This window comes from Sorangium sp. So ce1504, assembly GCF_051521635.1.
Classification (GTDB): Bacteria; Myxococcota_A; Polyangia; order Polyangiales; family Polyangiaceae; genus Sorangium; species Sorangium cellulosum_B.
Genome location: NZ_CP150365.1, coordinates 9,673,138 through 9,699,600, shown reverse-complemented (window position 1 = coordinate 9,699,600; position 26,463 = coordinate 9,673,138). Strand labels below are relative to the sequence as shown.

26 protein-coding genes and 1 pseudogene are annotated in these 26,463 nt (G+C 69.4%); 11 read left to right on the top strand and 16 right to left on the bottom strand.

Translation table 11 applies throughout. The features are described from left to right. Positions 1–52 precede the first annotated feature (52 nt). Complete coding sequence (locus WMF39_RS36575) at positions 53–1,909, top strand: RHS repeat domain-containing protein (RefSeq protein WP_437741102.1); 1,857 nt, start codon at positions 53–55, stop codon at positions 1,907–1,909. A 552-nt stretch (positions 1,910–2,461) separates the two neighbouring features. Next, positions 2,462–2,887: a hypothetical protein gene (locus WMF39_RS36570; RefSeq protein WP_437741101.1), complete on the top strand. Its 426-nt coding sequence runs from the start codon at positions 2,462–2,464 to the stop codon at positions 2,885–2,887. A gap of 139 nt (positions 2,888–3,026) precedes the next feature. Here WMF39_RS36570 and WMF39_RS36565 read toward each other — a convergent pair whose 3' ends face one another. From WMF39_RS36565 to WMF39_RS36545, 5 genes are all read right to left on the bottom strand, one after another. Then, positions 3,027–3,452, bottom strand: coding sequence for a PIN domain-containing protein (locus WMF39_RS36565; RefSeq protein ID WP_437741100.1), 426 nt, complete (start codon positions 3,450–3,452; stop codon positions 3,027–3,029). After that, positions 3,436–3,693 (bottom strand): hypothetical protein, encoded by a 258-nt coding sequence (locus tag WMF39_RS36560; protein WP_437741099.1) that lies wholly within the window; start codon positions 3,691–3,693, stop codon positions 3,436–3,438. The genes WMF39_RS36565 and WMF39_RS36560 overlap by 17 nt, the downstream gene beginning before the upstream one ends. A 71-nt stretch (positions 3,694–3,764) precedes the next feature. Continuing rightward, positions 3,765–4,985, bottom strand: a complete 1,221-nt coding sequence (locus tag WMF39_RS36555) for a DUF790 family protein (RefSeq protein WP_437741098.1) — start codon at positions 4,983–4,985, stop codon at positions 3,765–3,767. Continuing rightward, on the bottom strand, positions 4,972–6,468 hold the full coding sequence (locus WMF39_RS36550; RefSeq protein ID WP_437741097.1) for a DEAD/DEAH box helicase: 1,497 nt from the start codon (positions 6,466–6,468) through the stop codon (positions 4,972–4,974). The genes WMF39_RS36555 and WMF39_RS36550 overlap by 14 nt, the downstream gene beginning before the upstream one ends. 55 nt (positions 6,469–6,523) lie before the next feature. After that, positions 6,524–6,934, bottom strand: coding sequence for a 6-pyruvoyl trahydropterin synthase family protein (locus WMF39_RS36545; RefSeq protein WP_012239418.1), 411 nt, complete (start codon positions 6,932–6,934; stop codon positions 6,524–6,526). Positions 6,935–7,096: 162 nt separating this feature from the next. Here WMF39_RS36545 and WMF39_RS36540 point away from each other — a divergent pair, with 162 nt between their 5' ends. From WMF39_RS36540 to WMF39_RS36525, 4 genes are all read left to right on the top strand, one after another. After that, on the top strand, positions 7,097–7,693 hold the full coding sequence (locus WMF39_RS36540) for a YqgE/AlgH family protein (protein ID WP_437741096.1): 597 nt from the start codon (positions 7,097–7,099) through the stop codon (positions 7,691–7,693). A 296-nt stretch (positions 7,694–7,989) separates the two neighbouring features. Further along, positions 7,990–8,457: a Dps family protein gene (locus WMF39_RS36535; RefSeq protein ID WP_157907930.1), complete on the top strand. Its 468-nt coding sequence runs from the start codon at positions 7,990–7,992 to the stop codon at positions 8,455–8,457. A 145-nt stretch (positions 8,458–8,602) separates the two neighbouring features. Continuing rightward, entirely contained in the window at positions 8,603–9,019 is a 417-nt protein-coding gene (locus WMF39_RS36530) for a hypothetical protein (protein ID WP_437741095.1), read from the top strand. Between the two features lie 25 nt (positions 9,020–9,044). Continuing rightward, positions 9,045–9,560: a formylglycine-generating enzyme family protein gene (locus tag WMF39_RS36525; protein ID WP_437741094.1), complete on the top strand. Its 516-nt coding sequence runs from the start codon at positions 9,045–9,047 to the stop codon at positions 9,558–9,560. Between the two features lie 68 nt (positions 9,561–9,628). Here WMF39_RS36525 and WMF39_RS36520 read toward each other — a convergent pair whose 3' ends face one another. Then, positions 9,629–10,486 carry a CvfB family protein gene (locus WMF39_RS36520; RefSeq protein WP_437741093.1) on the bottom strand — a complete coding sequence of 286 codons (858 nt, stop codon included), beginning with the start codon at positions 10,484–10,486 and terminating at the stop codon, positions 9,629–9,631. A gap of 224 nt (positions 10,487–10,710) precedes the next feature. On the opposite strand from WMF39_RS36520, the gene WMF39_RS36515 reads away from it, so the two are divergent. The 3 genes from WMF39_RS36515 to WMF39_RS36505 all read left to right on the top strand — a co-directional run bounded on the left by WMF39_RS36515 (position 10,711) and on the right by WMF39_RS36505 (position 14,303). Then, positions 10,711–11,499 carry a penicillin-insensitive murein endopeptidase gene (locus tag WMF39_RS36515; RefSeq protein ID WP_437741092.1) on the top strand — a complete coding sequence of 263 codons (789 nt, stop codon included), beginning with the start codon at positions 10,711–10,713 and terminating at the stop codon, positions 11,497–11,499. A 192-nt stretch (positions 11,500–11,691) separates the two neighbouring features. Continuing rightward, entirely contained in the window at positions 11,692–13,428 is a 1,737-nt protein-coding gene (locus WMF39_RS36510; protein ID WP_437741091.1) for a hypothetical protein, read from the top strand. A 452-nt stretch (positions 13,429–13,880) separates the two neighbouring features. Then, positions 13,881–14,303 (top strand): hypothetical protein, encoded by a 423-nt coding sequence (locus WMF39_RS36505; protein ID WP_437741090.1) that lies wholly within the window; start codon positions 13,881–13,883, stop codon positions 14,301–14,303. 9 nt (positions 14,304–14,312) lie between these two features. On the opposite strand, the gene WMF39_RS36500 is transcribed toward WMF39_RS36505, so the two are convergent. Further along, complete coding sequence (locus tag WMF39_RS36500; RefSeq protein ID WP_437741089.1) at positions 14,313–16,217, bottom strand: S8 family serine peptidase; 1,905 nt, start codon at positions 16,215–16,217, stop codon at positions 14,313–14,315. Positions 16,218–16,306: 89 nt separating this feature from the next. Here WMF39_RS36500 and WMF39_RS36495 point away from each other — a divergent pair, with 89 nt between their 5' ends. Beyond that, positions 16,307–16,840 carry a hypothetical protein gene (locus tag WMF39_RS36495; RefSeq protein ID WP_437741088.1) on the top strand — a complete coding sequence of 178 codons (534 nt, stop codon included), beginning with the start codon at positions 16,307–16,309 and terminating at the stop codon, positions 16,838–16,840. Here the strand turns inward: WMF39_RS36495 and WMF39_RS36490 are convergent. The 9 genes and pseudogenes from WMF39_RS36490 to WMF39_RS36450 all read right to left on the bottom strand — a co-directional run bounded on the left by WMF39_RS36490 (position 16,786) and on the right by WMF39_RS36450 (position 24,540). Beyond that, positions 16,786–17,424 (bottom strand): hypothetical protein, encoded by a 639-nt coding sequence (locus WMF39_RS36490; RefSeq protein ID WP_437741087.1) that lies wholly within the window; start codon positions 17,422–17,424, stop codon positions 16,786–16,788. The genes WMF39_RS36495 and WMF39_RS36490 overlap by 55 nt on opposite strands. Positions 17,425–17,623: 199 nt before the next feature. Beyond that, entirely contained in the window at positions 17,624–17,761 is a 138-nt protein-coding gene (locus tag WMF39_RS36485) for a hypothetical protein (RefSeq protein WP_437741086.1), read from the bottom strand. A gap of 711 nt (positions 17,762–18,472) precedes the next feature. Then, positions 18,473–18,874, bottom strand: a complete 402-nt coding sequence (locus WMF39_RS36480; protein ID WP_437741085.1) for a hypothetical protein — start codon at positions 18,872–18,874, stop codon at positions 18,473–18,475. A 40-nt stretch (positions 18,875–18,914) separates the two neighbouring features. Continuing rightward, positions 18,915–19,145: pseudogene (locus WMF39_RS36475) on the bottom strand (AAA family ATPase); the annotation flags it as partial. Positions 19,146–19,206: 61 nt separating this feature from the next. Then, entirely contained in the window at positions 19,207–19,641 is a 435-nt protein-coding gene (locus WMF39_RS36470; protein WP_437741084.1) for a VOC family protein, read from the bottom strand. Positions 19,642–19,687: 46 nt separating this feature from the next. Further along, positions 19,688–19,897 (bottom strand): GNAT family N-acetyltransferase, encoded by a 210-nt coding sequence (locus WMF39_RS36465; RefSeq protein WP_437741083.1) that lies wholly within the window; start codon positions 19,895–19,897, stop codon positions 19,688–19,690. Between the two features lie 60 nt (positions 19,898–19,957). Beyond that, positions 19,958–21,484, bottom strand: coding sequence for a M1 family metallopeptidase (locus WMF39_RS36460; RefSeq protein WP_437741082.1), 1,527 nt, complete (start codon positions 21,482–21,484; stop codon positions 19,958–19,960). A gap of 497 nt (positions 21,485–21,981) precedes the next feature. Next, complete coding sequence (locus WMF39_RS36455) at positions 21,982–23,535, bottom strand: RICIN domain-containing protein (protein ID WP_437741081.1); 1,554 nt, start codon at positions 23,533–23,535, stop codon at positions 21,982–21,984. A gap of 651 nt (positions 23,536–24,186) precedes the next feature. Beyond that, positions 24,187–24,540, bottom strand: coding sequence for a reverse transcriptase domain-containing protein (locus tag WMF39_RS36450; RefSeq protein ID WP_437741080.1), 354 nt, complete (start codon positions 24,538–24,540; stop codon positions 24,187–24,189). Between the two features lie 513 nt (positions 24,541–25,053). Here WMF39_RS36450 and WMF39_RS36445 point away from each other — a divergent pair. After that, the gene (locus WMF39_RS36445) at positions 25,054–26,037 is read left to right on the top strand and encodes a hypothetical protein (RefSeq protein ID WP_437741079.1); all 984 of its coding nucleotides are present in this window, start codon (positions 25,054–25,056) and stop codon (positions 26,035–26,037) included. The last annotated feature ends 426 nt before the right edge of the window (positions 26,038–26,463 follow it).

Genomic DNA, 26,463 nt, shown 5'->3' with positions numbered 1-26,463 from the left:
AGTAAGAGTAGCCTGGCACAAACGGCTCCGCCGCAGGAGCCAGAAGACATGCATGACGTGGGAGCGATCCGAGCAGATCTTGAGCGCGTATTTGCTCCCGCCGCCCCTGATTCGAGTCGTCGGTCATGATTACGACGACCGCGGCAACCTGGTCAGCGTCTTCGACGACGACACCGACGAGCCGTTCTGGGAGCTGCAGGAGGCGAGTCAGGGCTATCGAATCGGCAGCGAGCGCTTCGGGAACGGCGTCGTCACGACGACGCGCTACACCGACGGCCTCGGGCTCGTGCTCAGCATCGAGAGCGCGCGGGGCGGCGAGCCGCTGCAGCGCCTGGAGCACCGCTACACCACGAACGGCAACCTGCGGGTCCGGCTCGACGAGCTGGATTCGTCTCGCAACGAGTACTACTCGTACGACCCTCTCGATCGGCTGACGCGCGTCTCGCGCGCGATCCCGAGCCCGCTCGATCCCATCGACTTTGCTCCAGGTACAACCCGCTCGGAAATCGACTACGACGAGCTGGGGAACATCACCGCGAAGACCGGTATCGGCGAGTACAGCTACGCCGGCCCGCGGCCGCACGCGGTGACCGGCGCGGGCGCCAACCACTACGAGTACGACGTGAATGGCCGGCAGGAGTACCGCGCGGGCCCCGACGTGATCGGAGGGGTGCAGGAGCTGACCTACAATGCGTTCGGCCTGCCCAGCTCGGCGCGCGTCGGTCAAGGAGGCGGCCAGACGCTCGTGGAGTTCGACTACGACGTCACAGGCGCGCGCGTCCGCGAGCTCAGTCCGACGCACATGCGACTCCAGCTCGCGACCCTCTTTCAGCGGGTAACCAGCAACGGCGGCGCGACCGAGCACCGGCACCGCATCTGGGGGCCGCACCGAGAGGTGGCTCAGGTGGTGGTGCGCGAGGAAGGTGGTGAGGTGTCGCGGAGCACCGTGTACCTGCACGCCGACGCGCTCGGCACGGCTGAAGTGCTGACGGACGAGGGCGGCGAGGTGATCCACCGCCAGGCGACGGACGCCTTCGGAAAAGGTGAGGAGCCGGTGGGGGGCGGCAGCGGCGTCCTCACGAGCTTCACGGGGCATCGACACGACCTCGAGCTCGGCGTCGTCGACATGCGCGGCCGCCTCTACGACGCCAGCGTCGGTCGCTTCTTGACGCCCGCCCCGGTCATCCAGGCGCCCTTCTACAGCCAGGGCCTGAACGCCTACAGCTACGTCTTCAACAGTCCCACGAACTTCATCGACCCGCTGGGCTTGCAGGCGCAGCCTGCGGGCTCTGGAGGTTGCTCGGCGGTGTGGGGCTCCGGCCTCGACGGCAGCGGCCGGCCGTATACCGTGACAGCGGAGATCGACGGGTGCTCACCAGCGCCGCAATCTGCACCTGAGAGCGCGCCGACCAAGGCCGCCCCGGCGACCGGTACGGAGGCGGCTCTCGCCGGTGTCGCGGGGCTCGGCGTCGGGTTGGGGCTCGGCGTCGGCGCCAGCTACGCGACGGGTGCGTTTGCTTCGCTCGCCTGCGGCCCCGGCGCCCCGCTGTGCGTCGGTGCCGTCACGCTCGGTATCACGTCCTCGCTCGCCGGCGCCGCCATCTACAGTCTCTGGAACGGCGGCGCCGAACAGATCGCGGGCTCCGCGAGCCGCCTCGCGAGCGGCGAAGGCACCGTCGACGACTACTTCCTCGCCGGCTCGTCGTGGGCGGTCTCGCCTCGGGCCCCCTCGCACCCAGATTCAACGCATCAGGTGCGAATCCGGGGCTTCGCTTTCGTGAGCTGTTCACCGGCGGCGCTGCAAGGGGAGCAGGCGGGTGAGGACGCGCCCTCAGGGATCTCACGGCTGCCGAGATCCGCCAGATCCAGGGCGTTGTCGATGAGGCCGGGCGCCCACTCGAAGTCGTAGGCTCCGCCGCAACGGGCACGAGACGTCGGAAGTGGTCTGCCCATCGGCAAGGGGCCAGAGACTCGCAGCGACATCGACTTCCTTGCTCCGCCTTCGAGCCATCCGTACTATAAGGGGCTCGAACGACGCCTCCCATCACTCGATCCCGGAACGGGGCTCATTCCAGGAGTCCACAATCCACACATTGGGCCGGCGATCCGCTTCGAGCCTGGAGCTGTACCCTACTTGTACCAGGAGCACAGTAACCATGTTTCGTCGATTCTGGTTCGAGTTCACCGTAGATAATCCCGAAGATCTACCGCCTGGGGTCAGGATGGGTTGCGGGGTGACCGCACCCACCATCGAAGAGGCTACGATTCTTATACAACAGCGTGTTTTCGGAGGTGCTCCAATCCCGCAAGCGAGGAAGGTTGTCTCCGACATTGACATCTCGACGTTGGATGGAGGGCACGTGCGACCCAATATGGGTAACCCTGTGATCCCGGGTATCTGGTTTCCTCTCGGCTACTGAGCGACGCGACGCGTCCGTCGCACGAGGCGCTATGGGATGCGGTGCTGACGGTGCGCGGCGCCGCGGGAGGGGGGATCGTCGGCGTCGCGGTGGACGATCTGCACCAGCTCACGGCCGGGTCGGGCGCGCCGCCCGCGGGGCCCGGCCGCGGGTTCATCGAGGTCTTCTCGCGGGAAGCGTCGCGCGTCGCGATCTGCAGCGCGCTCGCCGGGGGACGGCTCTACGCGTCGTCCGGGGCGAGGCTGCGCAGGATCGCGATCGCCGGGGACGCGTTCTCGGTCTGGCCGATGGCGGCGGGCGCGGTTGTCGAGTTCGTCGGGCGGGGCGGGCGCGTGCTGGAGCGGCAGCAGCCCACGGCGGGGCGGGCGACCTACCGGCTCCGCGGCGGGGAGCGCTACGTGCGGGCGCGGATCACGCGGCCGGACGGGAAGCGGGCGTGGACGCCGGCGTACGCGACGGTGGAGTAGGAGTAGGGGCGGCGAGGGCAAGCGCTCGGCGGCGCTCGCGCGGCCGTGTGCAGCGCGCAGACGCATCGGGCCTCGCGGCTGCTCCGTCAAAGAACGTCGAGTTTGGCGGCTCGCGGTTCCCACCCCTGCAGCGAGCGGCTCACGATGGCGGCTCTCGCCAGTTCTGGAGGATGAGCGGGTAGCCCAGCTCCTGGACGCGGGCGTAATGCCGCGTGTTTCCGGTCGCGACGCCAACGCGGTGGCAGAGGGCAATTGCGGCGTTCTGGGCGTCACCAACGTCGATCCCGCGACCGGTCCGTTGGAGCTCGCCGTAGATGACCCCCGCAAGGTCGGCGGATCGCTGATCGAGCTCGAGCACCTCGATGTCCTCGAGCATCTCGCGGAACGCGTCGATCCGGCTCGCGCGCTGCACGTGCTGCAGGCCCTGGATGACCTCGAAGACCGCCACGGCCGTCAACGTGTAGCGCCCGTGCTGCGAGAGGTAGTCGCCCGCCCTGGCGAGGACCGTCGCGTTCTTCCCCTTGAAGATCTCGGACCAGATGTCCGTGTCAACGAGGGTTCTCATCGTCGAGCCCCCTCGCCCGACCCCGAGCGCGTGCATCCGCCGTGAGCTTCTCCAGCTCGTCGGCGAGCTCGGGATCGTCGGCGAGCCAGCCGAGAGGCGAGACCTTCGGGCGGGGCAGCGATGCCTCCCGCAGGTCCGCCGAAGCGTTCGCGATCTCGTGGACGATCCGCTCCACGAGCCGCAAGCGATCCGCTACAGGGAAGCTCCGGACTTCTTCGACGAGCTCGTCCACCGTTCGCATTGGAGACCTCCAGGCGTCGGAGGGCAGTGTACGCGGTCGAGGTGAGCCGGGCAGCGAAACTCCGCAGCGGCTCACGCCCCCCCGCGCTTCCCGTCCAGCCGCGCCAGCACCGCCCTCGGCGACATCGTCGCCCGGTAGACATAGATCTCCCCGGCCTCGTCGTCGCCCAGCACCTCCTCGCTCACGCGGAGCTGCTTGCCGACCGCGAGCAGGATCCTCGCCGGAAACCCCTTCCGGATCAGCTCGACGCGCCGCCACACCGCGTCCCGGCTCCAGAACCCGAACGCCTCGAGGTACACCTCCTCCCCGGTCTCCGCGTTCAGGAACACAAGGTCAGGGACGCACACCACCTCTCCGGGCAGCGCGAACAGCCGCTCGTTCGGCGACACGGTCCAGGGCGACCCGAGCTTCCTGAACCCCTCGCAGAACGCGTCCAGCTCGGGCGTCGTCTCCGCGAGCTCGCGCCCGTGGTACAGGAGGCCGTCCGCCGGGCCGATCTCGACAGCGAGCGGCTCCTTGTCGCGCCCCCAGCGCAGGTCGGCGCGCAGCCGGAACGAGGCGCACGAGAGCACCGACGGCAGGAACATCGCGAGCCGCAAGCCATACCGCTGCACCGCGTCGAACAGGCTGAACGGGCCGTCGAGCGCGATCGTGTAGCCGGAGACCGGATCGCCCTGGACCACGTGGATGAGCCCGTGAAAGCGCGCCGCCCGGAAGATCCGCCGGTAGCGCTGGGCGCTCTCCCCTTCGATGCGGATCGTCACCTGCGTCGCCCGGAGGAGGATCGACTGCGCCAGCGCCAGGTTGTACCGATCCAGCACGATCTCGGGCGCGTCCGCGGCCGCGCGCCGGAGGATCTCGGCGCCGCGCAGGTCGGCGTAGAGGCCCGCCTCGATCGCGGCGGGCGTCGTGCCGAGCCGGGCGGCCACCTCGTCGAGCACGGCGGCCCGGTCGAAGCGGGCGCGGACGTCGAGGGCGCGGTGCGCCGCCGCCGCCGCGTGGAACAGCTCGCGCCGGAGCGCCTCGGGATCGACGCCCTCCTGCACCTCGTACTCGCAGCCGTCCTCGAGCACCTTCCTCAGGCCGAGCGAGGCCACGCGATCCCGCGCGGGCACCTCGATGGCGTCGAGCGCGGCCTCGACGTCGTCGCGGCGCTCGCCGACGCGCTGCGAGAGGATGTCGAGGTACGCCCGCGCGACCGGCAGCAGGCGCTCGGCGGCCGCCCCGCGGAGGTACTGCGGCACGACCATCCCGCCCCGGCGGCGGACGCGGACGAGGTCACTGGTAAGCAATGTGCTCCCGGCGCTTGTCGCTCACCCGCTGCTCGCTCGTGCCGAGGGCCACGAGCTCGTAGAGGATCGCCGTCTTGTTCTCGCTCCGGCGCAGGATGCGGCCGAGCCGCTGGACGTGCTCCCGCACCGAGCCGCTGCCCGACAGGACGATCGCCACGTTCGCCTCGGGCACGTTGACCCCCTCGTTCAGCACCTTCGAGGTGACCACCGCGGACAGCGCGCCGCGGTTGAAGGCGTCGAGGATGGCGCTGCGCTCCTTCACCTTGGTCTGGTGGGTGATGGCCGGCAGCAGGAACTGCCGCGAGATCTGGTAGACCGTGGCGTTGTCCTCGGTGAAGACCAGGGTGCGATCGGCGCGGTGGGCGTGGAGCAGCCGGGCGAGGACGTCGATCTTGCCGGGCGCGCACAGCGCGAGGCTGCGCTGGCGGCGGTACGCCTCGAAGGCGCGGCGGCCGGCGTCGGACTGCGAGCTCAGCAGGATGAACTGGCCCCACCCCTCGGGCATGCGGATGCCGTTCGCGCGCAGAAAGCCGATGTACACGGCGCGCGCCGCCTCGTACGCGGCGCGCTCGTCGTCCGAGAGCGGCACCTCGAGCCGGACGACGTCGTAGGCCGCGAGGTACTGCCCGGAGAGCTCGGTGATCTCCCGGCGAAAGACGATCGGGCCGATGAGGTCGTCGTAGCCCCGTCCGTCGGTGCGCTCGGGCGTGGCGGTGAGGCCGAGGCGGAAGGGCGCGAGGCACATCTTCGCGGCGAGCGCGTACGACGGGCTCGGCAGGTGGTGGCACTCGTCGAAGATCACGAGGCCGAACCGGGCGCCGAGCCTGTCCATGTGGGCGTGCGCGGAGTCGTACGTGGTCACCGTCAGGTCGAGGACGTCGTGGTAACCGCCGCCGAGCAGGCCGATCGGGACGCCGAACGCGGCGGAGAGCCCGTCGTACCACTGGTTCAGGAGATCCAGGGTAGGGACGACCACGAGCGCGCTGCGCTGCCGCGCGGCGATCGCGAGCGTCGCGACGAACGTCTTGCCCGCGCCCGTCGGGAGCACGACAACGCCCCGGCTGCGCCGCCCGGCCCAGGCGTCGAGCGCCTCGCGCTGGTAGGGGAACGGGTCGTGCTTGGCGAGCGGCGCGAGCGGGAGCGCCTCGTACTTGCGGGCGGCGTCGGTGAACGGGACGCCGCGGGCGCGGAGCCTCAGGACGAGCTCGGCGTAGTCGATCGCCGGCACGCGGTAGACGCGCTCCCGCGCGTCCCAGCGGCAGGACGCGGGCAGGCACGCGGGGTCGAGCGGCGCGCCCTCGGCGGGATCGCCGGCGTCGCCGCCGTCGGGCTCGTCCGCGCGCTCGCCCGCGTTCGATGGCAGCGCGCTGCTGTCGAGCGCAGGCGCCGCCTCGAGCGCGGGGCGCGGGGCGAGGCCTTCGATGCGGAGGGTGCCGCCCTGGAAGCTCAGGACGATCGGCGCTGTGCGGACCGGCTCGGTCATCGGCGCGCTCTTTTGCCGCGGGCAGGGCCGCGTGCCAAGCGGAGACGGCCGGCGCTCAGGCCAGCTCGGTCGGCATGACCGAGGCGCCCCGGAGCGGCGCGCGGTAGCGCACCCAGACGAGGGGGGACTCGTTCAGCGTGATCGTGAGGGCGCTGCCGGCGCTCACCGGGAGCTTGCGGCCGAGCTCGCGGTGGATGTAGCGCGCGATGAGCTCCGGCGTCGAGCGCTTGCCCTCGAACGCGGGGTGCTCGTCGAGGTTCCGGTAGTCGATCTCGGCGAGCACGGCGCGCAGGCTGTCCCGCAGCGCGCTCGTCTCGACCACCTGGCCGAGGGGCGAGAGCTCCTCGCGCTCCACCTCCACGCTGACCGTGTACGTCGCGCCGTGCAGGCGCTGCGCAGGGCCGAACTGCACGCCCTTGAGGCTGTGGGCCACCATGATGTGATCGCGGACGCCGACGGTGTACATGGCGCCACTATACCCGCCTCGCCGGCGCTGGAGGGAGATCCCAATCGCCTGTCACGGCACACGGGAGTAAGGTGGGGGCGACTCCCCGTCCAGCCCCCGCCGCGGCGGACGGGTTCGTGCGGGACGCAGTGACCGGTTGACCGTTGCGAGGGAGGATCGCCGATGAACAGCGAAGCGAGCGTGCTGGCCCCAGGGTTCCTCATCGCGTCGCCGCCGCTCGGTGATCCGAACTTCGACCGGACGGTCGTGCTCCTCGCGGTGCACAGCGAGGGCGGGGCGCTGGGGTTCGTGGTGAACAGGCCGGCGCCGATGACGCTGGGGGAGCTCCTGTCGTTCGCGGGTTATGGCAGCGACCTGAAGGACCCGGCGCCGGTTTACCTCGGCGGGCCGGTCCAGCCGAGCTCGGGGTGGATCCTGTGCCTCGATCCGGCGCTCGGGGCCGAGGAGACGGGCGTGATCCCGGTGGGCTCCCGGGTGCGGGTCACGTCGTCCCGCAGCGCGTTCGACACGCTCGCGGCCGACGCGGTGCGCGGCACGGCCGCCGCCGACCCGCGGCGCAGGACGGTGCTCCTCGGTTACAGCGGCTGGGGGCCCGGCCAGCTCGAGCGAGAGATCGCCGCGGGCGCGTGGCTGCCCGTGGCGCTCGACGAGCGGATCCTGTTCGACGTGGCGGCGGACCAGCGCTGGGAGCAATCGTATGCGCTGCTCGGCCTGCGCCCGATCGATGTGATGTCGATGCGCAGCATCGGCGAAGCCTAGGTGGGGGGCAGACCCGCTTCGGATACGGGCCCACCTCGACGTTTTCGGTGCTCGGCGTACAAGAGTACGCCTGTGCGCCGAAAACGCCGATCTGGGCCCGTCTCCTGTGCGGGTCTGCCCCGCTGGCGTCCTCCTATGGGAAGAGAGCAGGGGACGAACCGATTGACGCGGCGGTCGCGAGGACGAACGTTGGCGGCCCGCTACGACCGGGTTCGGAGGGCGCCGCACGGAGGGCGCTCCCGGCGCCGGATTCGGCCCATCGAACGAAGGGCACACGAACTACGAGAGGAGACATGATGGAGATCAATATCGGAATCGACGCCAAGAACCGCGAGCTGATCGGCGCGGGGCTGGGACGCGTCCTCGCTGACACGTACACGCTCTATCTGAAGACCCACAACTTCCACTGGAACGTCACGGGGCCCATGTTCCAGACGCTCCACCTCATGTTCGAACAGCAGTACAACGAGCTGGCGCTCGCCGTGGACCTGGTCGCCGAGCGCATCCGGGCCCTCGGCCTCCCCGCGCCGGGGACCTACAAGCAGTTCGTCGCGCTCTCGACCATCAAGGAGGACGACGGCGTCCCCAAGGCCACGGACATGATCAAGCGCCTCGTCGAGGGCCACGAGACGGTCGCGCGCACGGCGCGTGAGCTCTTCCCCGTGGCCGAGAACGCCAACGATCAGCCCACCTGCGATCTGATCACCCAGCGCCTGCAGGTCCACGAGAAGACCGCCTGGATGCTGCGCAGCCTGCTCGAGTAGCCCTCGCGTCGCGGCCGCCGAGCTGCGGAGAGGGGAGCCCTCGATGCAGCCGGCCGGCCGGGAGCGGCTTGACAGCGGTGATCGAAGAGGGTGACGCTGTCGGGTCATGGGTGGAACCTGGGCGAAAGCTGGTTGGATCGGCGGGGTGGGAGCGCTCGTCGCCGCCGGATGCTCGGACCTCATCGGCGCGGACTGGGAGCGGTACAAGCCCGGCGGCGGTGAGGGCGCGGCGGCCGGGAGCGGCGGCGGCGCGGCGGCCGGGAGCAGCGGTGAGGGGGCGGCGGCCGGGAACGGCGGTGAGGGGGCGGCGGCCGGGAGCAGTGGTGAGGGTGCAGCGTCCGGGAGCGGCGGAGAGGGCGCGGCGGCCGGGAGCGGCGGAGAGGGCGCGGCGGCCGGGAGCGGCGGTGAGGCGGGGGGATGCGGGCTGAACGGCGACGGCGGCAGCGGCGCGGGCGCAGGGGGCGGCCCAATCTCGTCGATGGCCCCGAAAGTGCACCCCTCCCGATCGCGACACGTGCAGCGCTCTCGGGGCGCGCTGCTCGACGTGGAGCGACACGGTTGAATCGGATGACGACGAGCGCCGCCCCATGAACTGCATCACCTGGCACGAGGCGATGGCCTTCTGTGCATGGGACGGCGGGCGATTGCCGACAGAGGCCGAGTGGAGCTACGCGGCGGTGGGCGGCGACGAGGAGCGAAGCTATCCGTGGGGCGATACGGCCGACGAGGACCGTGCGGTCTTCGGCTGCTACGGGTACACGGAAGCGTCGGGCCGCCCCTGCACGATCGCCGATCTCCTGCCAGTCGGGTCCAGATCGATCGGTGACGAGGCGACCTCCGGGGATGGAAAGTGGGGGCAGGCGGACCTGGCAGGGAGCCTGTGGGAGTGGACGCTGGACGGGTACAGCGACGAGTACCCGATCTCATCGCAGCGCTGCGACCTCTGCGACAACTGCGCGAACCTGACCGCCGGCTCCGGGCGCGTCATGCGCGGCGGGTGCTTCGACGACGATATCGAGAACCTCACGACATCCCATCGCCTCCCCGGCAAACCCGCCGAGCGCTATTACGGTCTTGGCGCCCGGTGCGCGAGGGATCGGTAGCCGTCGCCCGCGCGCGGCGTCCGCCGCGGGGCGCCGCGTCTCCATTCCGCTTCCGTCTTCCGCCCGGCTCAGCGCGCGTTCTTGACGAGGAACCCCTCGCCGTCGATCGCCACGGCGCGCTCCTTCAGCAGGCGGCCCACGGCCCGCTTGAACGCCTTCTTGCTCAGGCCGAAGAGCGCCCGGATCTCCTCCGGGCTCGAGCGATCGCCGACCCTCGGCGCGCCCGGGCGCGAGAGCCGCGCGAGGATCTCCTGCGCGTCGCTCTCGACCTCCTCGTGCGCGTGACCGCGGAGCGAGAGCTCGATCCTCCCGTCGGGCAGCACGCTCGTCACGCGGAACCGCGCCGCCTGGCCGCGGGAGAGCGCGTGCGGCTCGTCGGCGGGGAGCAGGCCGACGAACCTGCGCTCGACGATGACGAAGAGGCCGATCCCCGGCTCGTTGCGCCACGCCTCACCCTCGACCCACTCGTCGAGATCGAACTCGCCCTGGTCGCGCAGCATCTCGCTCACGCGCATCGTCCCCGCGAGGCGGCCGGTCCTGTCCACGAGCAGCCCCACCGGGTGCCGCTGGCCGACCAGCGGGTCGCGGGTCTGCTCCGCGCAGGGGACGAGCAGCTCCTTGGGCAGGCCCCAGTCGACGAAGGCGCCGAAGGGCGCGACGTCGGTGACCGCCAGGAAGGCGACCTCGCCCAGCATGACCTTCGGCCGGCGCGTGGTGGCGATGGGACGATCCTCCGAGTCGAGGTACACGAAGACCTCGAGCTCGTCCCCCTCCCTGGCGCCCTCGGGCACCTCGCTGCGTGGCAAGAGGAGCGCCGGCGCGTCCGGGCGAAGGTCGTCTGGATCGGCCGAAAGGAAGGCGCCCGGCGGGCCGAACCGCCGTACCGGCAGGGTCACCACGCGCCCGAGGAGATGGTCGTACGGCATCGGCGCGCAGTCTTGCACAGGGCGGGGGCGCGCGGTCGGTCGGTCGCGTCTCTTTGGGGCGCGATGACCTCCCGATCCCACAAATCGGTTGATACTGCCTGAAAGACGCCGAATGGTGAGCTGCCGAGGCACCAGAACGCCAGAAGTTAGAGCTCCTCTTGGCGCGCTTGATGGTTCGTTTCTCCCTTGAACGACATGATCGATCTTCCAGGAAGCCGGCCGGGGTGAAGCTCCTCCAGGTCGTTCGGGGCGCGCCGCCCGCTGTGGCTCCGCGAGCGACGAGCGCGTCCCGTCGGGCGTGGAAGCGACTCGCGGTCGCCGCCGGTCTCCTGCTCGTCGCGCCCCTCGTCGTGGCGCACGGCCGCGTCTGGCTCGACGGCGCGGCGCCGTCCGAGAGCGCTGGCAGTCCCGCGCGCGGCCGGCTGCTGCACGGGCACCCGCTCCGCCCCTCGGGGCCTGGCCATGTGACCTACTCCTACCTGGGCGCCAGCCTCGGGCGCCAGTACGTGCACGGCGCGGTTCGCGACGCGCTGGAAGAGGCGTTCGCCGCGTGCGCGGCCGCCAGGCCAGGGCGGCGCTTCGTCGTGGGGGAGACGGGCCACCGCGATGGCGGCCCGTTCTGGCCGCACCGCACGCACCAGAACGGGCTCAGCGTCGATATCTTCGTCCCGCTGCGCGACGGCGCGGGGCGGCCCGCGGATGTGTCGACCTATCCCTGGAACAAGCTCGGTTATGGCCTCGAGTTCGACGCACAGGGCCGCTGGGGCGAGCTGACGATCGATTTCGACGATCTCGCGCGGCTCCTGTCGGCGCTGGACGAGAAGGCCAGGCCAAGGAAGCTCCGGATCCAGCGGATCATCCTCGCGCCGGAGTACGTGCCGCTGCTGCTCGCGAGCCCCGCAGGCCGTAAGCTGGGCTCGCTCGCAGGGGCGATTCCCCGCGGCCCGGTGTGGTGGCGGCACGACGAGCACGTGCACATCGATTTTGCGTTCGCGGCCGGCGGCCCGCGCTGAGCGAAGTTATCGACGGCGATGGCGCCGGAGCCGCTCGCGCTGCCGCCCCCAGCCACGACCGAGTCAGGCCCGTCGCTCCCCTGCACGCACGAGGCCGATGGCTTGACGAGCCGGTTCCATGACGTTACCGCTGGGAAGGCCCGCGAGCGGCGCGGGTCGCGCGTCGCGCAGCGGTGAGGCGTGGAGCCCGCCATGGACGACAGCTCCGGATACCGCATGTACGTGTTCCGCAGCGGCCGCCGCGACGTCCCGGGGCGGCGGCTCGTCGACGAGCTCGCGGGTGACCTCCGGGCGATCGCCGGCCCCGGAGGCGCGGAGCGCCCTCGCGACGTCGTGCTCAGCGCCTTGATCCGCGCTGGCGAGCTCGAGTCTCTCCTCGCCGACGCCGGCGCGGAGGGCGCCTCGGCGCTGGCGCAGCTCACCGACGATCTCGCCGCCGCGCTGATCCGCGGTGACGGCGCGGGCGCGCTCGCGATCGCGGGCGGCCGGACATCTGGCCACGGACAGCCAGACGTCTGGCCACGGACGGCCAGACGTCTGGCCACGCCCGAGGCCCTCACGGCCGTCGAGGTCCCGGCGATCGTCTCGACGTCGCCGCCCGAGGGGTTCTCGTTCTACGCGCTCCACCCGCTCGATTTCGCCCGGCTGGCCGAGCGGCTCGCGTCCCCGCCGGCGCCGGTCCGGGTCGTCGGTATCCGCAGCATCGGCACGACGCTGAGCGCGGTGACGGCCGCGGCGCTCCGCGGGCAGGGGATCCGGGCCGGCCGCACCACCGTGCGTCCGTCAGGTCATCCCTACGACCGCCGCGTCGAGCTCGACGCCGGGCAGATCCGCTGGGTCGAGGACGGCATCGCCGAGGGAGCGCGGTTCTGGGTCGTCGACGAGGGGCCGGGCCTCAGCGGCTCCTCGTTCCTCGCCGCCGGAGACGCCCTGGTCCGCGCGGGCGTCCCGCGCGCCAGCATCGTTTTCCTCGGCTCCCGCGCGCCCGATCCCGACGCGCTCGTCGCGCCGGAAGGCGCGCGCCGCTGGCGGTCCTTCCGCTCGGAGCGCGCCGAGGGCGGGGCGCAGCTCCCCGGCGACGCGGGCGAGCCCATCGGCGCCGGGGCGTGGCGCCGCCGCTGCTATGAGGACGAATCGCGCTGGCCGCCCTCCTGGACGTCCATGGAGCGCCTCAAATACCTTTCCCGGGACGAACGCCGGATCCTCAAGTTCGAAGGGATGGGCCGCTACGGGGCGGAGTGTCTGGAGCGGGCTCAAGGCGTCTTCCGGGCCGGCTTTGGGCCAGAGCCGCGCGACGAGGGCCAGGGATTCTGCTCGTATCCATGGCTCCCTGGCCGCCCGCTCCAGGCCGATGACCTGTCCGCAGCGGAGCTCGAGCGCCTCGCCGACTACTGCGCCTTTCGCGCCTCGGCCTTCCCGGTGCCGGGCCCTGCGGCCGACGAGCTCATTGCCATGGCACGCACCAATTTCTCGCTGGAGATGCGGAGGGAGCTCCCGGGTGAGCTCCACCTGGAGCTCGCGCGTCCGGTGATCGTCGATGGCAGGATGGATCCCCACGAGTGGCGCAGGTCCGCCGCGGGCGAGCTGGTCAAGGTGGACGCTTGCGGGCACGGCGACGATCACTTCCTCCCTGGCCCCACGGACATCGCCTGGGATCTCGCCGGCGCCATCGTCGAGTGGCGGATGCCGCGAGGCGCCCGGCGCGCCTTCCTGGAGCGGTACCGGCGCCGCTCCGGCGATGATCCGGAGCGGCGCCTGCCGGCGTATCTCCTCGCCTACACGCTCCTGCGTCTGGGTCACGCAGCGATGGCCGCGGCGTCGCTCGCGGACGAGGGCGAGGCGCTGCGCCTCTCCGCGGCGCGACACCGCTATCGCGCGGCCCTGATCGAGGGCCTCCGCCCCGCGGCCGCCTCGCTGGCGCTCGGCTAGCGCCGCGTGTCAGAAATCCCGCCAGAAAAACCGGTCGAGACGAGCGGTCGCCGGAAACAGTAGAGATTTTCATGGTTTTCGCCTGTTTCGCCGCCGACGGCGACTCCGGTGTGGCCCAACGGGGCGCCCTCTGCCGTCGCGTCGCCCGCGGTGAAGGGCCCGCGGCATCACCGATCGGGGTCGGCGCCTGGCCAGGCGGCGCAGCGCCGAGGGATTCTCCTTCGCTCGCCGCCCTGTTGCCGGGCCCTTCGATGCGCTGCCGCCTGTTTCGGGATCGTGCCTGCGTCTCCGCACTCTTCCGGCCCAACGACTGGAGTTATGGGGTGTAGAGCGTCAGTAAAAGTTACTGTTGCTTGACAACCGTTTCCGCTACCGGCTCACCCTTCGCCGCGCCGCTTTCCTTGGCACCTTCGCCGACTCCTCGCTCTGTCGCCGCTGACGCAGAGAGCGATGTGTCGCCAAAGATCGCCGATGGCGTGGAGGTCGACTTCAACATCATCACGGTGCACCACTGGGATCGGCTCTTCGGTGGGGTGTTGCTCGCGAAGTCAGGGCGCCTCCCGTGGGCTACACTTCTGCGCCGAACGTTCGAAATCGATGTAACTCGGTGCCGAAAGTGCCACGCGCGGATCCGCATCCTCTGTGCGATCACCGAGCGCGCCACGATCACAAAGATCCTCGAGCACCTCGGCATGCCGGTGGATCCTCCACCGGTGCTATTTGGCGTCAATTATTACAGGGAGATCGCGGAGCGAATCCCGCGAGGCTGGCTCCGCGATCTCGCGGATCTCGAGTCCCTGCGCCCCACGTGCGGGAGCCCGTGCGCCGACGACCGCATGTGCCGGCCTCGGCGGCCTGGCGACGAGTGGTCTTGAGAGGCGCTCTCAATTCACTTCGATGTGAGACCAGCCGAAGTCGCCGTCCAGACGCAGATAGTATCCGCCGTCGCAGGTGGGGGGGTAATTCGAGGACGCGACCCACGTGTTCAGGAAGCTGACCCCGTTGAGCTCGACGGTCGTCATGTTCCAGGAGTTCAGGTTCGAGCCCGGGCCCGTGAAGAACACGCACGAATCGACAGAACCGTTGATCACATAAGGAAGCGTCACCTGCGTGGAAGCCTCGCAGCCCGAGGGCACGCAGGTCGAGCACGGGCCGCAGTCCACTTCACACGACTGGCAGCTTTCGAACGCCGAACAGACGTTGTCGCCGCAGCTCCCGGGATCGGCCGCCAGCGACGCCGCCGCGGCGACATCCGGGAGCGGGCCCATCTCGCGGCTCAGCTCGCCTTGCTGCGGCTTTCCGCTATTCACGAGCAGATCGCGGAGCTGCTGCGGCGTGAGCGGCCCCGCCGCCTGCTGCGCGACGCTCTGCACCACGGCCACCGCGCCGCTCACGACCGCCGAGGCGCTCGACGTCCCGGAGAAGCCCGCGGTATAGGTGTCCCGCGCGCCCAGCGTTCCGCTGTAGAGCTCACCGGCGCCTCCGGTCGTGACCACGTTCTCTCCCCAGGCATGGACGTCCACGCGGTCGCCGGTGTTGCTGTAACACGTCGGGCTGCGCGAGGTCGAGAGGCTCGCGCCCACCATCAAGGCGCCGGAGTCCCGGACGGACCGGTCGAAGACACCTCCGTACGTCGGGTCATCCAGATCCACCGAGCCGTTGCCGGCCGCCTCGACCACGATGATCCCGTTGGCCGTCGCCGTCTGGATCGCGTCGAACTCGGCCGAGAAGAACTCCATAGGAACGTAGTTGCACTGGCCGTGGTTGCAGCTGCAGCTGACCGTGGTCGGGCCGGACGCGTGCACCTCGATGAGCACGACGTCGCCAGGGTCGAGCTGCGCGGCGGCGAGCGCGATCGCCGGCCCGACCCCGATGTCCACCCAGCTCGCGTAACCGACGCCCGACAGCGGCGCGACGCCGGTCACGCCGAAGCCGTTCTCCTGCCCTACCATGACGCCTGCCACGGCGGTGCCGTGGGTCGCGTTGCCGGGATTCGCCGCGGGTGCGTAGAAGAACGGCGCCGGAAGATCCTCGTGATCGGGGACCCAGTGTTGCTCGACGTCGATGATCTGGACGTTCTCGCCGCGGCCGCCTGGGAGCGAGCGAGCCACGGTCACCCCCATGCCGTTCGCGTCGTTGGCCACGTAGCCCTGCAGGGACGTGAAATCCGGCGTGTTCGCGTCGAGGGCCACGAGATCGGCGCTCGCCTCCGGCGGCGCGGCCGCGAGCTCGGGCTTCGGCTGCGCGTAGGCGATCTCCACGCTGGGGTGGGCGTTCAGCGCCTCCACCAGCTCGACCAGCTCGCTCCGCGAGCCCCCCGACCACGGGGCGTCGAAGTAGAGCGCGAGCTCCGGGAGCCGGCGCGAGGTCCGCCGCTCGCCGGCGCTCTTGAGCGACGCGAGCCGCGCCTCGGACAGAGAAAACAGCGGCTTGAGCTTGACCGATCGACCCGCGAGCAACGTGGTGATGCTGGCCAGATCCCGCCGCAGCGCGTCGGCGTTCACGGCGCTGGAGCGCGCGCCGACACCATCGCTGTTGAGCTGCGCGCCGCGCAGCCGGACCCCTGTCCCCTCGTGGAACTTGATCACGATGCGGACGTCGGAGACGTCGCTCGGAACCCACGAGGGCGCCTTCGACTTGTCCAGAGCCGCCCGCAGGCCCTGAGCGGGCGAGCTGGCCTGATCGCCGGCGATCACGGGCTCCGATATCTGATCGACCGGCTCTGCGGGCGGCGCTGTGTCGCCGCAGCCCAGGGCGCTGGCCGACAACCCCAGCAGCAGGGCATGCAAGGCGCGACGCAAGGAAACATGGCGTGACACGATGTTGGAACGATTGTCTTGATGGGTTGGCATGGTGGTATCAAAAGCAAGAGTGAACGATGCCCGAGGACGAACAGCGGACCTCCGCTGCGGTCCTCGGCAACGCTGAGTCTCGGGTTCCAGGGGCCTTCGAACGCGGAAACAGCAAGGGCCGGGCGCGGCTTGCCATCACGCCGTCATCACGTTGCCATCACAAGGACCTGCGCAACGTCCTGCTGAGTGCCGCCGAGGCGCTCATAACGTTCCGGGCAGGCTTGTCATGGCGATCGAGCGCTGTCAAGCGACCGCATGCGAGCATTTCCTTCACTCTTCTTGACAATCGGCAGATCCTCTCATCGGATGCCCGATTTCGGGGATCCACGTGCGGCAGGCGCGTCGCTCCCACCGACTGCATGCGTGGGATGAGCACCCACACAAAGGCATTCACCTCTGAGCTCGATGTGAGCGCGCGACGGGGCGCGCTCCACACCGGCAATCGCGTCATGGCGGTGTTCCCATCGAACATCGCGCCGCAGGTGATCGTCGCAAAATCGCAGCGCTACTCGCGCGTCTGGGACCAGAAGACCTCGAGGTGGTCGTGGTCGACGTGCTGACCGCCGTCGGGCACCCCGAAAGCGGCATCGATGCGCCGGTCGAACCAGGAGGCCTCCGACCAGTAGAAGTCGCCGTTCGCCCACTTGACGCCCGCCTTTTCGACGATCAGGACGCCGTCGAGCCAGACGCACCCGACGCCGTCCTCCTGGTCCGGCGTGTTCGCGACGAAGTAGGCCTCGATCTGGTGCCAGGTCCCGCGCGCGAGCTCCGGCCCGGACGTCTGCGGATACGAAGGACCGTTTGGCGTAAGGACGCCGAGAGAGAAGCGCATCGGGACCGACAGGGCCTCGTCGAGGTTTGTCGGCTTCTGCGCCGCCAGGAGGCCAATCGTGCTCTGGCCGAGCGTGCCGCCGGTTACCTCGCGCACGGTCATCAGGAAGAACCCCTCGAGTCCCGTGCTCGCGGCGTAGGGGGAGCTCAGAGCGAACATCGTGCGGAAGTAGAGCCGCCGCAGCTCGCCGCTGCCGGGGGCGACGAGCGACCAGACCGCCCCTTCAAGGGGGCTATCCCCCGTCGGGAAGAGCGCACGCCCTACGCCAGGACCGCTCACGGGCGCGCTCGGGTTCGACGCGTTCTCGCGCATGCCGGCGACGATGATCGGTCCCGGGCCCGCGAAATCCGTGTTCGTGAAGTCCCACGTCGCGGACTGGTCGAGGCCGATTGCTGCCGCGTCGAGCGCGAAGGGCGCATTGCGGGCCCAGAATACGACCTGACGCGACCTCCCCCGTGTCCTTGAGCGGCGTCGGGCCGGCGAGCAGCGACGCGCGAATAACGCCCTTCTGCTACTGGCCGCCCTCGCAGAAATCGTAGGAGTATTTCTGCTGCGTACTGCAAAGAAAGTCGTGGTCCCGACAGCACCCGATGCATGCGGGGCTCGCCTTCCGCTTGTAGCACCTGTCGAAGCAGTCCAACGTCTGCACGGTGCACTCTTCCCGTTCAGGAGGCACCCCACCATCCCAGCCGTTGAGGCCTTTGGGCTTCTCTTCTGAAAGGCAACCCGCCCCTGCGGCCATGCAAAGCCCCATGACAGCGACCGCGAGAACGGGGATCGTCTTCATCGGCAACTCGCGCCTGTACGGAGCCTCGCTCGATGAGCGCACCATGCCAACGGCTGCTTGGGCCGCGAGCCTCCCCGATCCGCCGACGCGGCCCCTCGCCGGCACGCCACCGCCCGTCCGAGGCACGCCCCCTCCTCTCTGAGGCACACTCGCCCCCTGCGCATGCACCCCACCGCGTGCTGGAGGACAGCGGGGACGAGGACGCCGCGCGCATGGTCGAGGCGGCCCTCGGTCGCACGAGCGTGTTGCCAGCGTGGTGTAGGCAATATTAAACAATCGAGTAAACTCGTTGGATCTGTTGGTTTTTTGTAGGCGGATCAGTGGATCGTACTTTTTGTACGTTATGTCAACTGCTGGTCGTTGGCGGGGAATTCTTGACAGGTCGGAATGGCTTTGCGCGGGCTATCCTCTCATCGTATGGCTCGCTTTCGGCCTGCTGGCGCTGGTTCTCGCCTGCTCCGGTCCTGTGCCACCTCGGCCGCCATCTCCGACAGTGCCGGCCAAGGGCAAGACGGTTCGCTCTCCGCGGATCTCCGCACCTGTCCTATCCGGGCGCGTCGTCAATGCGGCTTGCTACCGTCGGCGCGACCTTTCTCTCCTCTCCGGTGCTGGCACCAGGCCGAGCAGCCGACCGATCGCCTCGTGAACGATCCGCGCCGCCTCCTCATCCCCGAGGGCGACGGCGCGGTTCAGGGTGCCGGCGAGCGAGGCGACCACGACGAGCCGAGGCGACGCGTCGGCCGACGCGAGCTTCCCAGGATCGAGGCTCGCCGGTTGGGCCCGGGTTGGGCCCACCCCCACCGACGGGCTGCGATCCGTCGTCACGCCTCCCTGAAATCCCGGGCAAAGCACCGGATCGCGACGGTTCGCCCCCACGGATTCGTCCCGCCAGAAAAACCGGTTGATAACGATCGGCCGCCGGAAACAGTAGCGATTTCCATGGTTTTCGCCTGTTTCGCCATCGACGAGACGCACGCGCTCATCCGTGACCGCCTGCTCTCGCCGTACGAGGAAGGAAGTTGCGCCTGCCGCCCTCGGGGTTGAAGCCCACCGACACGGCCAGCGCCTCCAGCACGGTCGACTTGCCGGAGCCGTTCTCGCCGATGAAGAAGGTGACCTTGGGGTGCAGCTTCAGGGGATCGGCCAGGTCACGGACCGCCGGCAGGGTGAAGGGGTACGCCGCCCACGTGGCGGGGTCGAGGTCGGGCTTGAGGCCCAGGCGGGTGACGTACTGGGTGTCGATCATGCGTGCGTGGCGACTGCCATGAAGCGTTCACCCGATGGTGGCGAAGGCCACTGCACGGTGCTCAGCCAAGCTGCTCGGCAAGCGCCACGATGATCCCCTCGGGCCCGCGGATGTAGGCGAGCCGGTAAGAGGCACCGTACCGCATCTCGCCGATGACCTCCGCCCCGTGCGCACGCAACCGCGCAAGCATGGCGTCGATGTCGTCGACGGCGAACATGATGCGACGCAGGCCGAACGCGTTCACGGGTGCATCCACGGGCCCGAACCGGATCGCGGCGGGCGTGTGGAACTTGTCTAGTTCGACGCCTTGCCCATCGGGGGTCCGCAGCATGGCGAGGGTGGCGCGCACGTCCTGGAGCCCGATCAATCGCCCGATATCGGGCCCTTCGACCGTCGTCTCGCCCTCGAGCTCCAGCCCCAGTGCAATGAAGAACGCCTTGGTGGCCTCGAGGTCGTCGACAACGATGAGCACGTTGTCCATCCGCTTGAGCGTCATGTCCGTTCCTTCCCTTGTTCGATCGGCATCGCGCCTGGTGGCGCGCTCACAGCCTTTTCCTCATGACCGCCAGGTAGTAGTCGTCCAGCCGTGCCGCCTCCCGGTAGCCATTTTTCGCATAGAACGCCGGCGCCTGCCGCTCGAAGGTCTCCAGCGCCGCGTTCCGTGCGCCGAGCTCGCGGCCCGCTTGTTCGGCCTCCGCCAGCAGCCGGGAGCCGATGCGCTGGCCGCGCAGGTCTTCCCGGATCCAGAGCACCTCGATCCGCAGCCAATACAGGGCGACGACCGCCCGCAGGCCTCCTCGGGAAACGCTGTGTCAGGGAGGGCAGAGGGACGCGAGGTCGACCGGGCACTCCAGGGTGCGCAGCCACTCCGTGATCAGCGCATCGACCACATCGGCCCCGGCGCTGTCTGTGGCTGCCTTGATGGCGTCGAGGAGGTCCTGCATGCGCGCGCCCTTCCCCACGTTGGCGGTGTAGAAGGCGCCGAGCGTCCGGTCGAGCACGTCGACGCCGATCACCTCCGCGACCTCGCGGAAGAAGAAAGCCCCCTTCATGTAGGGCGCTTGCGACCAGAGCGGGTCGTTCAGGATGTCGATCTCATTGCAGGTGCCCGGCAGCGCGATGGTGTTACGGCCGGCCTCCGGATCGCAGACCGACCTGAGCGAGCACTCATACGAGGCCCACGCGTCCACCCCGAGCTCCTCGAGCGCGCGGGCCGCCATGTACGTGGCGGTGCCCTCGGACAGGATGAAGTCCTCCCAGCAGGCGATGCGCACGCCGTTGCCGAACCAGCCGTGCGCGGCCTCGTGCGCGTTGACCTCCTCGCTGTCGAGAGAGCCGCTCGAGAGGTGCCAGAACGGGTGGTGCTCCATGCCGCCAAGGTCTCCGCCGCCCCAGTTGGCCGAGACCGTCCCGACGCTGTCGCCGAAGGGGTAGGGGCCGTACGTGGTCTCCAGGAAATCGAACACCCCGACGAGGTGCTCGGTGCCCGCCGCCGCGTCGGCCTCCTGGCCGGGAAGGTGCCACACGCTCACGCGGGTGCCGCCGGTGGTGGTGCCGAGCTCCAGCCGCGTGAGCTCGGCGACCGCGATCGCGGGCATGTAGGAAGGCGCGTCGGTGGGGATGCTCTCGGGGTAGACCGCGGTCATGCCCTCCGGCACCCCGGTCACGGGCATCGTGAACCGCACGCCGTCCGCGGGATCGGACTTGCACGGGAAGAGGTTGCCGCAGAAATAAGGCCAGAGAAACGAGACACCCGAGCCGGGCATCCACCCATCGAAGTCCTCGTGTGGCTTGAAGGTGTAATCGATGATGATCGTGGCGTCGCTCCCGGTCGACGGCACCCCGACGTCGAGCCTGCCGGAGCTCACCTCGTGATCGAGGGCGCCCGACCCATCCGCGACCGACGCGATGTCGAGGTCGCCGATCTCGAACGACGCGGCCGTGCTGTCCGACGCGGCGAGCACGATCGTCGCCCTGCCGGTGAGGCTGGCGAGGTCGAGCTCGAGCGCGGTCGAGAGGATATCGCGCGTCCAGTCCTCGCCGGCCGGCGGCGTCGTGTGCCCGCCGCCCGCGCCGCCGGCGCCGTCGCCGCCCGCGCCGCCGGCGCCGTCGCCGCCCGAGCCGCCGGCGCCGTCGCCGCCCGAGCCGCCGGCGCCGTCGCCCGCGGACCCCGAGCTGCTGGTCGCGCCTGAGCCCCCATCGCCACCTGAGCCGCCCGCGGCGCTCGAGCTGCTGGTCGCGTCGGCGCCGCCGCTGCCCGCGCCGTCGTCATCGCCACAGGCCACCGTCGCCAGCGTCGCCGAGGTCAAGATCGATAACCAGAGGGTGGTGCGTCGCATCCGTTCGCTCCAGCAAGAGGGAGGCGCAGGTTAGGCGATGTCGGACCACGCTCGAAGAAAGGTGCGCCGAGGCTCTCGCTTCCTCGCGGAGCCGCGGCCTGCTCTTCCGGGGCCGACGGCCGCTCGACCCGCGGTCACGCGGCCGCTACGGCTCCCGCGCGCACCGGACCCCGATGCCAGCCGCGCGGTTCGTCGAGACGCGGTCCGCCCCCTGCGCCGACTTCCCGCAGTAGAGCTACGACGAGCTGAAGACGGACATGCTCGACCGACGCGAGAGCATCCGCAGCAAGACGCCGGCGATGGTGCGTCAGGAGATTTGGGGTTGGGCCGGGATCTGAGGCGCTTCATCCTACCCCCACGCCGCACTGAGCGATCGTACCCTCGCGCCGTGAAGGTCAAGACGAGCAACGACTCGCGAAAGCGGCCGATCTGAAGTTGCGGGAGCTAAACTGACCGGCATTGGATCTAGGCCGACGCTCCGCGTCCCACCAAGGGGATCAATTGGGCCAATTGTAATCGTCCACGTACAACAATTGGTAGATGGGATCGCCCGTGGTGACGCATGGCTTGAGGACCACATTGGTCGGGGTAGCGCTCCCGTTGACGTCGAGGCATTGACCATTGGTCGCGTTCTGCAGTTTGAACGTGCTCGAGCCGGTGGCGGCGCCGACGAGGGTCCACATGAATTCGTTGCCGGTCCCGCAGGCCTTGACCCGCACGTTGGAAGTCGTACCGTCGCGGTAGGCGCATTCCGTGCCCCCGTCGGGGTTCCCGTTCCGCAGCCGGAAGACGCCCGTGCCGAAGGCTTCGAGGTGCCAGCGGGTCGCCGGTTGATCGGCGGCGGAATAGGCGGCTTGCAACTGGGGGTCCGTTCCGGCGGGGCGGCTCAGGATGGCGGGATTCCCGCCGCGCGAAAAGAACACCGCATTGGATGTATACCGGCCGTGGATATGGCCGAACACCAAGGTGGAGCCGAAGGTTTGCCCCGATCCCCCCGTGCCGTCATCCCTGCTGCGCACGGTGAACCCTTTCGCGGTTCCGTTGAAGGGGATGAGATCGGCGAGGAAGCGCGCGCCCGAGCTCGTGGTGGGGGCATAGCCGCCCACGCTCGAGCCCACCCAGGAGGGGCTGATGGTGTAGGTCGCGGTGCCGTAGCCGGTGGTCGCCGCCGCGGTGATTTCCTTGATCATGGGATAGGTGAAGCAGCTGTCCCACTGGGGAGGGCAGGCTTTCACCCCGATCGCGTACGACTTGAGCGGATTGTCATGGGCCGGAGAGCTTCGGGCCCGGGCGCTGGCGCGCCAGGCCCTTCCGTTCGGGCCGTCCACCGGCCGCGATTCCACCAGGTACGCATCGGTGGCGGCGGTGATGCTGTCGGCCGGGTTGGTGCTGAGGACGTGCGCGCCTCCGCCGATCAGGAAGTAATCGTCAAGAAGCCAGGACTCCGGGGTCTCGACGGTGTAATTGGACGGGGGATTGACGGCGCTTGTCACGTAGTCCACGCCCTGGGTGACCGCGGGCGTGAAGGCGGTACCGGCGGCATCGACGAGCTGCATTTGGATGACATAGGCCTGCAATTGATGGGTCGCGCCGGAGGCCCTCACCACCCAGGTCGATTTGTCATCGATCCCGAGGCGCGGGGGCGAATGGCCCGCCGGGCCCGTGCAGCCGAAGGAGTTGGCTGCCGTGAAGAAGTTCGGGCTGGGAAAGGATGCCTGCAGCATGGCGCCGGGGTTGTTCTCCCCCAGGATCTGCGCGCCGCCCCCGATGCGGACCCAGCCATCGTCGGCGATGCAATAGGCGCAATTGGTCGTCGCAGCCGCGGTGGGATCGCAGGTCTTCACCCGGATGCGGATTCTTCCGCTGCCGTCGGTGAAGTCCGTGTTCGTAATGGCGGCCGCGGTAACGAGGGTGTCCTCGGGTCCGGCGGGGGAGCCGTTTTCATCGGTGACTTGGCATCCGGTCAGCAGCCCGCCGGCCAGCAACGAGCCGGAAAGGGCGATGCGGATCCCGCGGCGCCCGGCTAAGGTCATAGAATGCAGCATGATCATAACTCCTTGGAAGATTTTACCTTATGTTAATGCGGTGTTGGTGGCGTCCGCGGGATCGGAAGCCTCGCATGGTGGAGGCGCGGCCAACGGAGGCCGCTCACGCCTCGGTGCGAAAAATTGTTGAGAACTCGGAATGGCTTTGCGCGGACTATCCTCAAGACGCTGCGGCTCGTCTGGCATTTGCCATTCGAGGGGGAGCCTGTCATGCAGCTCCAGGTGTTCCCGGCGTGCGCGTAGGATACCTTAGCGCTCACGTTCCCCGACAGCGCCGATCCGAGCTCGTCGTCAAAGCAGTTTGGTGATATCGCTTCGGTCAATGTGTTTGGGTTCCGCTCCGGTGCTCGTGGCACGCAGATCGACACACGGGTTCTGTTGCCGATGCCCGTGAGCCAAACGATCGGCGCGGCTCGGGCTCGTGGCAGCCGTGTCGCCTGCGCGCTGGCTGCCAGGTCTGCCGGGGCGCTCGTCGTCCGGAGGCCCCATGCCCGATGCCTCGCGGCTGTCGTGAACGACGGTCCTCCTCGGCCGCTGCCCGGAGGTCCGTGCACGCCTCGTGCCAGGTTCAGCAATGGCCTGGGTCGTCCGGCCATCACGCTCCGTGCGGAAAAGGCACGGCCGAGCTGGAAATGCGGACCGATGCGCCGCTACCTGTCACGGGTTGTACCGTGACAAGTCACGGGTTGCACCGTGACAAGTCACGGGCGTTTCGCGAGGTGCGTCTGGAACCCGGCGAGCAGCGCTCTCGTGCGCCTGCTTTTTCGGTCGTCTCCAACTCTGCTCGAAGTGGTAGCCGAGGAAATCAGAACCTCCACGGCGGCGAACATGCGTCACCCGGGTCTTGTCGTGGTGAAGCGTGAGGCCGCGTCCGACCAGCTCCTCGCGCAACCGGGCGAGTGCCGCGTGGGCCTCTTGCTCGGTTTTGCACTGGATGACCAGGTCGTCGGCGTAGCGAGTAACCTCGTAGCCCTCGCGCACCAGCACCGCATCGACCCGGTGAAGGTACACATTCGCTGGATGCGGAGGCGACACCCCGGCAAGGGCTGCCCATCCGCCGGCACGTCAAGGTGCAGGCGGCGGCTACCGCGTTCGACCCGGCCTTCCGGGACTACTTCCGGCAGCTCAGGAAGTCCCGGAGCCGGGCCACCGCCACGGAGCGCGCAGGCTCCTACCGACCATCCTCTCGTCCTCGGCGGCCTCGGCCGCCTCAGCCGGGTCGCGTGACAGCGGCTTTAGGAAAGGCTTGAGCCATATGAGGCGAAGGTCTCACGTACGGTTCTTAGGGGAGCCAGGGGCCCGAAAGGGCCCCTGGCTCACCCGGCGGCCGGCGGACATCGACCCCATGCTGGTTGAAGGTAACGCTTCCGGGCGGCGATCTGCACTTGCCAGCAGCAGGAGCCGGGCGTCGGAGCGGACGCTGGCGCCGGCCGTGGTTGCCCATCGCGAGCATGCGTCCACACGCGATTTTCTCGTTGCTCTGTGAAATCAAACTTTTTGCCCCGCAACGCGTCGGAGCGGACTGTGCTCTACCCCTATGACGACGACGCCTGTAACACCCGACGTGACGACCCCTACAGCAACCTCGCCGAGCTCACTCGCAACGCCAAGGAGTTTCGACGGCAGATCCGCGATGGCGACCCGACTAGGCGCGTCCGCCATGGGATCGCAGGCATCATGCTCCTCCCGCTCGTGACAGTGATCGGCTGCACTGATTCACCCGTTCACGACTTCTCCGTCAACGACTTCCATGACGCCATCCTTGGCGCGCTCTGTGCGGACCTCACCGCATGCTGCGGCGTGACGGTTCCTGCAGACGCGTGTGTGGACCGGCTCCGATCCTCGATGGGCGCGCACCCCGCGCTCCAGGCGGAAGCTGTCGCGGCAGGGCGGCTCGAGTTCCGCGAGGGTCCGGCGCGCGCTTGCATCGATCATCTGCAAGCGCTGTCGTGCGCCGACTTCGAGGCAATGGGAGCCTCCGGGGCGTGGCGCGCATGCGACGGCGCGTTCGTCGCGAAGGTCGCGACGGGGGGCGACTGCGCGTTGTCCGCGGAATGCGCAGACGCGGACACCTACTGCGAGGTCGCGCTCTTTGCGCACCTCGGTACGTGCGTGGTGAAGCCGGGGTCCGGCGATCCATGCACGCGCGAATGTGGCGATGGCCTTGTGTGCCCGAGCAAACGTGGCTCTTTTTGCGTCGCGGCGAAGTCCAACGGCCAGGCATGTGAGAGCGACCGCGCGTGCCTGAGCGGCTACTGCAACGACTCGGGTGGTGAGACCATCTGCAGCGACCCCGAGGCCAACGGGCAGCCGTGCGCCAATGACAGTCAGTGCAAAGAGGGCAACTGCGACACCTCGAGCGACCCACCCGTCTGTGCGCCGAAGAGGCCGAACGGCGCGACATGCACCACGGGCGACGAATGCGCGAATGGCGCGTGCGTGGACCATCAAGGTTCGGGCGTGTACACGTGCGCTTCGGCGGCGTCCGGATGCTCCATCTCCCTCTGATCGGCATGACAGTTTCGCGGGGCGGACATGCCGCAGATTTCTCGCCTGCGTCGACCCAAACTACCCGAGTGGGTCGCAAGCTCCTCGGGATGAAGAGCGCCGCGCGTAGGTAAAAGAAGCGGGCCCTTTTTCGCTCGCGCTGGTTGATGGCCATCGGGTGCCCGGAGCCCCCGCCGAGGCTCCGTTCGCCCATCGCCCGCACGGGACGGTCGCCGGAGCGCGGAGGGCGGGTCAAGGGCGGCGTAGTCGCCGCGCCCCGGCGCGGGCACCCTTGACGCGCCTGAGCACTCCGGCAGCCACGGCCGCGGGATGGGCCGACCATCACGGCCGTGACCGGGGGCGCTCACCCCCGCGATGGCCATCGAACAGCCTGCGCGATCGAGCAACAACCAGCGTCCGCAGTTCCGCCATGGCGTCGCCATGCAG

Excerpts from the sequence above, each read along its gene's own strand:
- WMF39_RS36575 (WP_437741102.1), top strand. The coding sequence starts at position 53 with ATGACGTGGGAGCGATCCGAGCAGATCTTGAGCGCGTATTTGCTCCCG.
- WMF39_RS36565 (WP_437741100.1), bottom strand. The coding sequence starts at position 3,452 with ATGAGAACCCTCGTTGACACGGACATCTGGTCCGAGATCTTCAAGGGG.
- WMF39_RS36560 (WP_437741099.1), bottom strand. The coding sequence starts at position 3,693 with ATGCGAACGGTGGACGAGCTCGTCGAAGAAGTCCGGAGCTTCCCTGTA.
- WMF39_RS36550 (WP_437741097.1), bottom strand. The coding sequence starts at position 6,468 with ATGACCGAGCCGGTCCGCACAGCGCCGATCGTCCTGAGCTTCCAGGGC.
- WMF39_RS36545 (WP_012239418.1), bottom strand. The coding sequence starts at position 6,934 with ATGTACACCGTCGGCGTCCGCGATCACATCATGGTGGCCCACAGCCTC.
- WMF39_RS36540 (WP_437741096.1), top strand. The coding sequence starts at position 7,097 with ATGAACAGCGAAGCGAGCGTGCTGGCCCCAGGGTTCCTCATCGCGTCG.
- WMF39_RS36535 (WP_157907930.1), top strand. The coding sequence starts at position 7,990 with ATGGAGATCAATATCGGAATCGACGCCAAGAACCGCGAGCTGATCGGC.
- WMF39_RS36525 (WP_437741094.1), top strand. The coding sequence starts at position 9,045 with ATGAACTGCATCACCTGGCACGAGGCGATGGCCTTCTGTGCATGGGAC.
- WMF39_RS36520 (WP_437741093.1), bottom strand. The coding sequence starts at position 10,486 with ATGCCGTACGACCATCTCCTCGGGCGCGTGGTGACCCTGCCGGTACGG.
- WMF39_RS36510 (WP_437741091.1), top strand. The coding sequence starts at position 11,692 with ATGGACGACAGCTCCGGATACCGCATGTACGTGTTCCGCAGCGGCCGC.
- WMF39_RS36495 (WP_437741088.1), top strand. The coding sequence starts at position 16,307 with ATGCCCGAGGACGAACAGCGGACCTCCGCTGCGGTCCTCGGCAACGCT.
- WMF39_RS36490 (WP_437741087.1), bottom strand. The coding sequence starts at position 17,424 with ATGCGCGAGAACGCGTCGAACCCGAGCGCGCCCGTGAGCGGTCCTGGC.
- WMF39_RS36470 (WP_437741084.1), bottom strand. The coding sequence starts at position 19,641 with ATGACGCTCAAGCGGATGGACAACGTGCTCATCGTTGTCGACGACCTC.
- WMF39_RS36460 (WP_437741082.1), bottom strand. The coding sequence starts at position 21,484 with ATGCGACGCACCACCCTCTGGTTATCGATCTTGACCTCGGCGACGCTG.
- WMF39_RS36455 (WP_437741081.1), bottom strand. The coding sequence starts at position 23,535 with ATGATCATGCTGCATTCTATGACCTTAGCCGGGCGCCGCGGGATCCGC.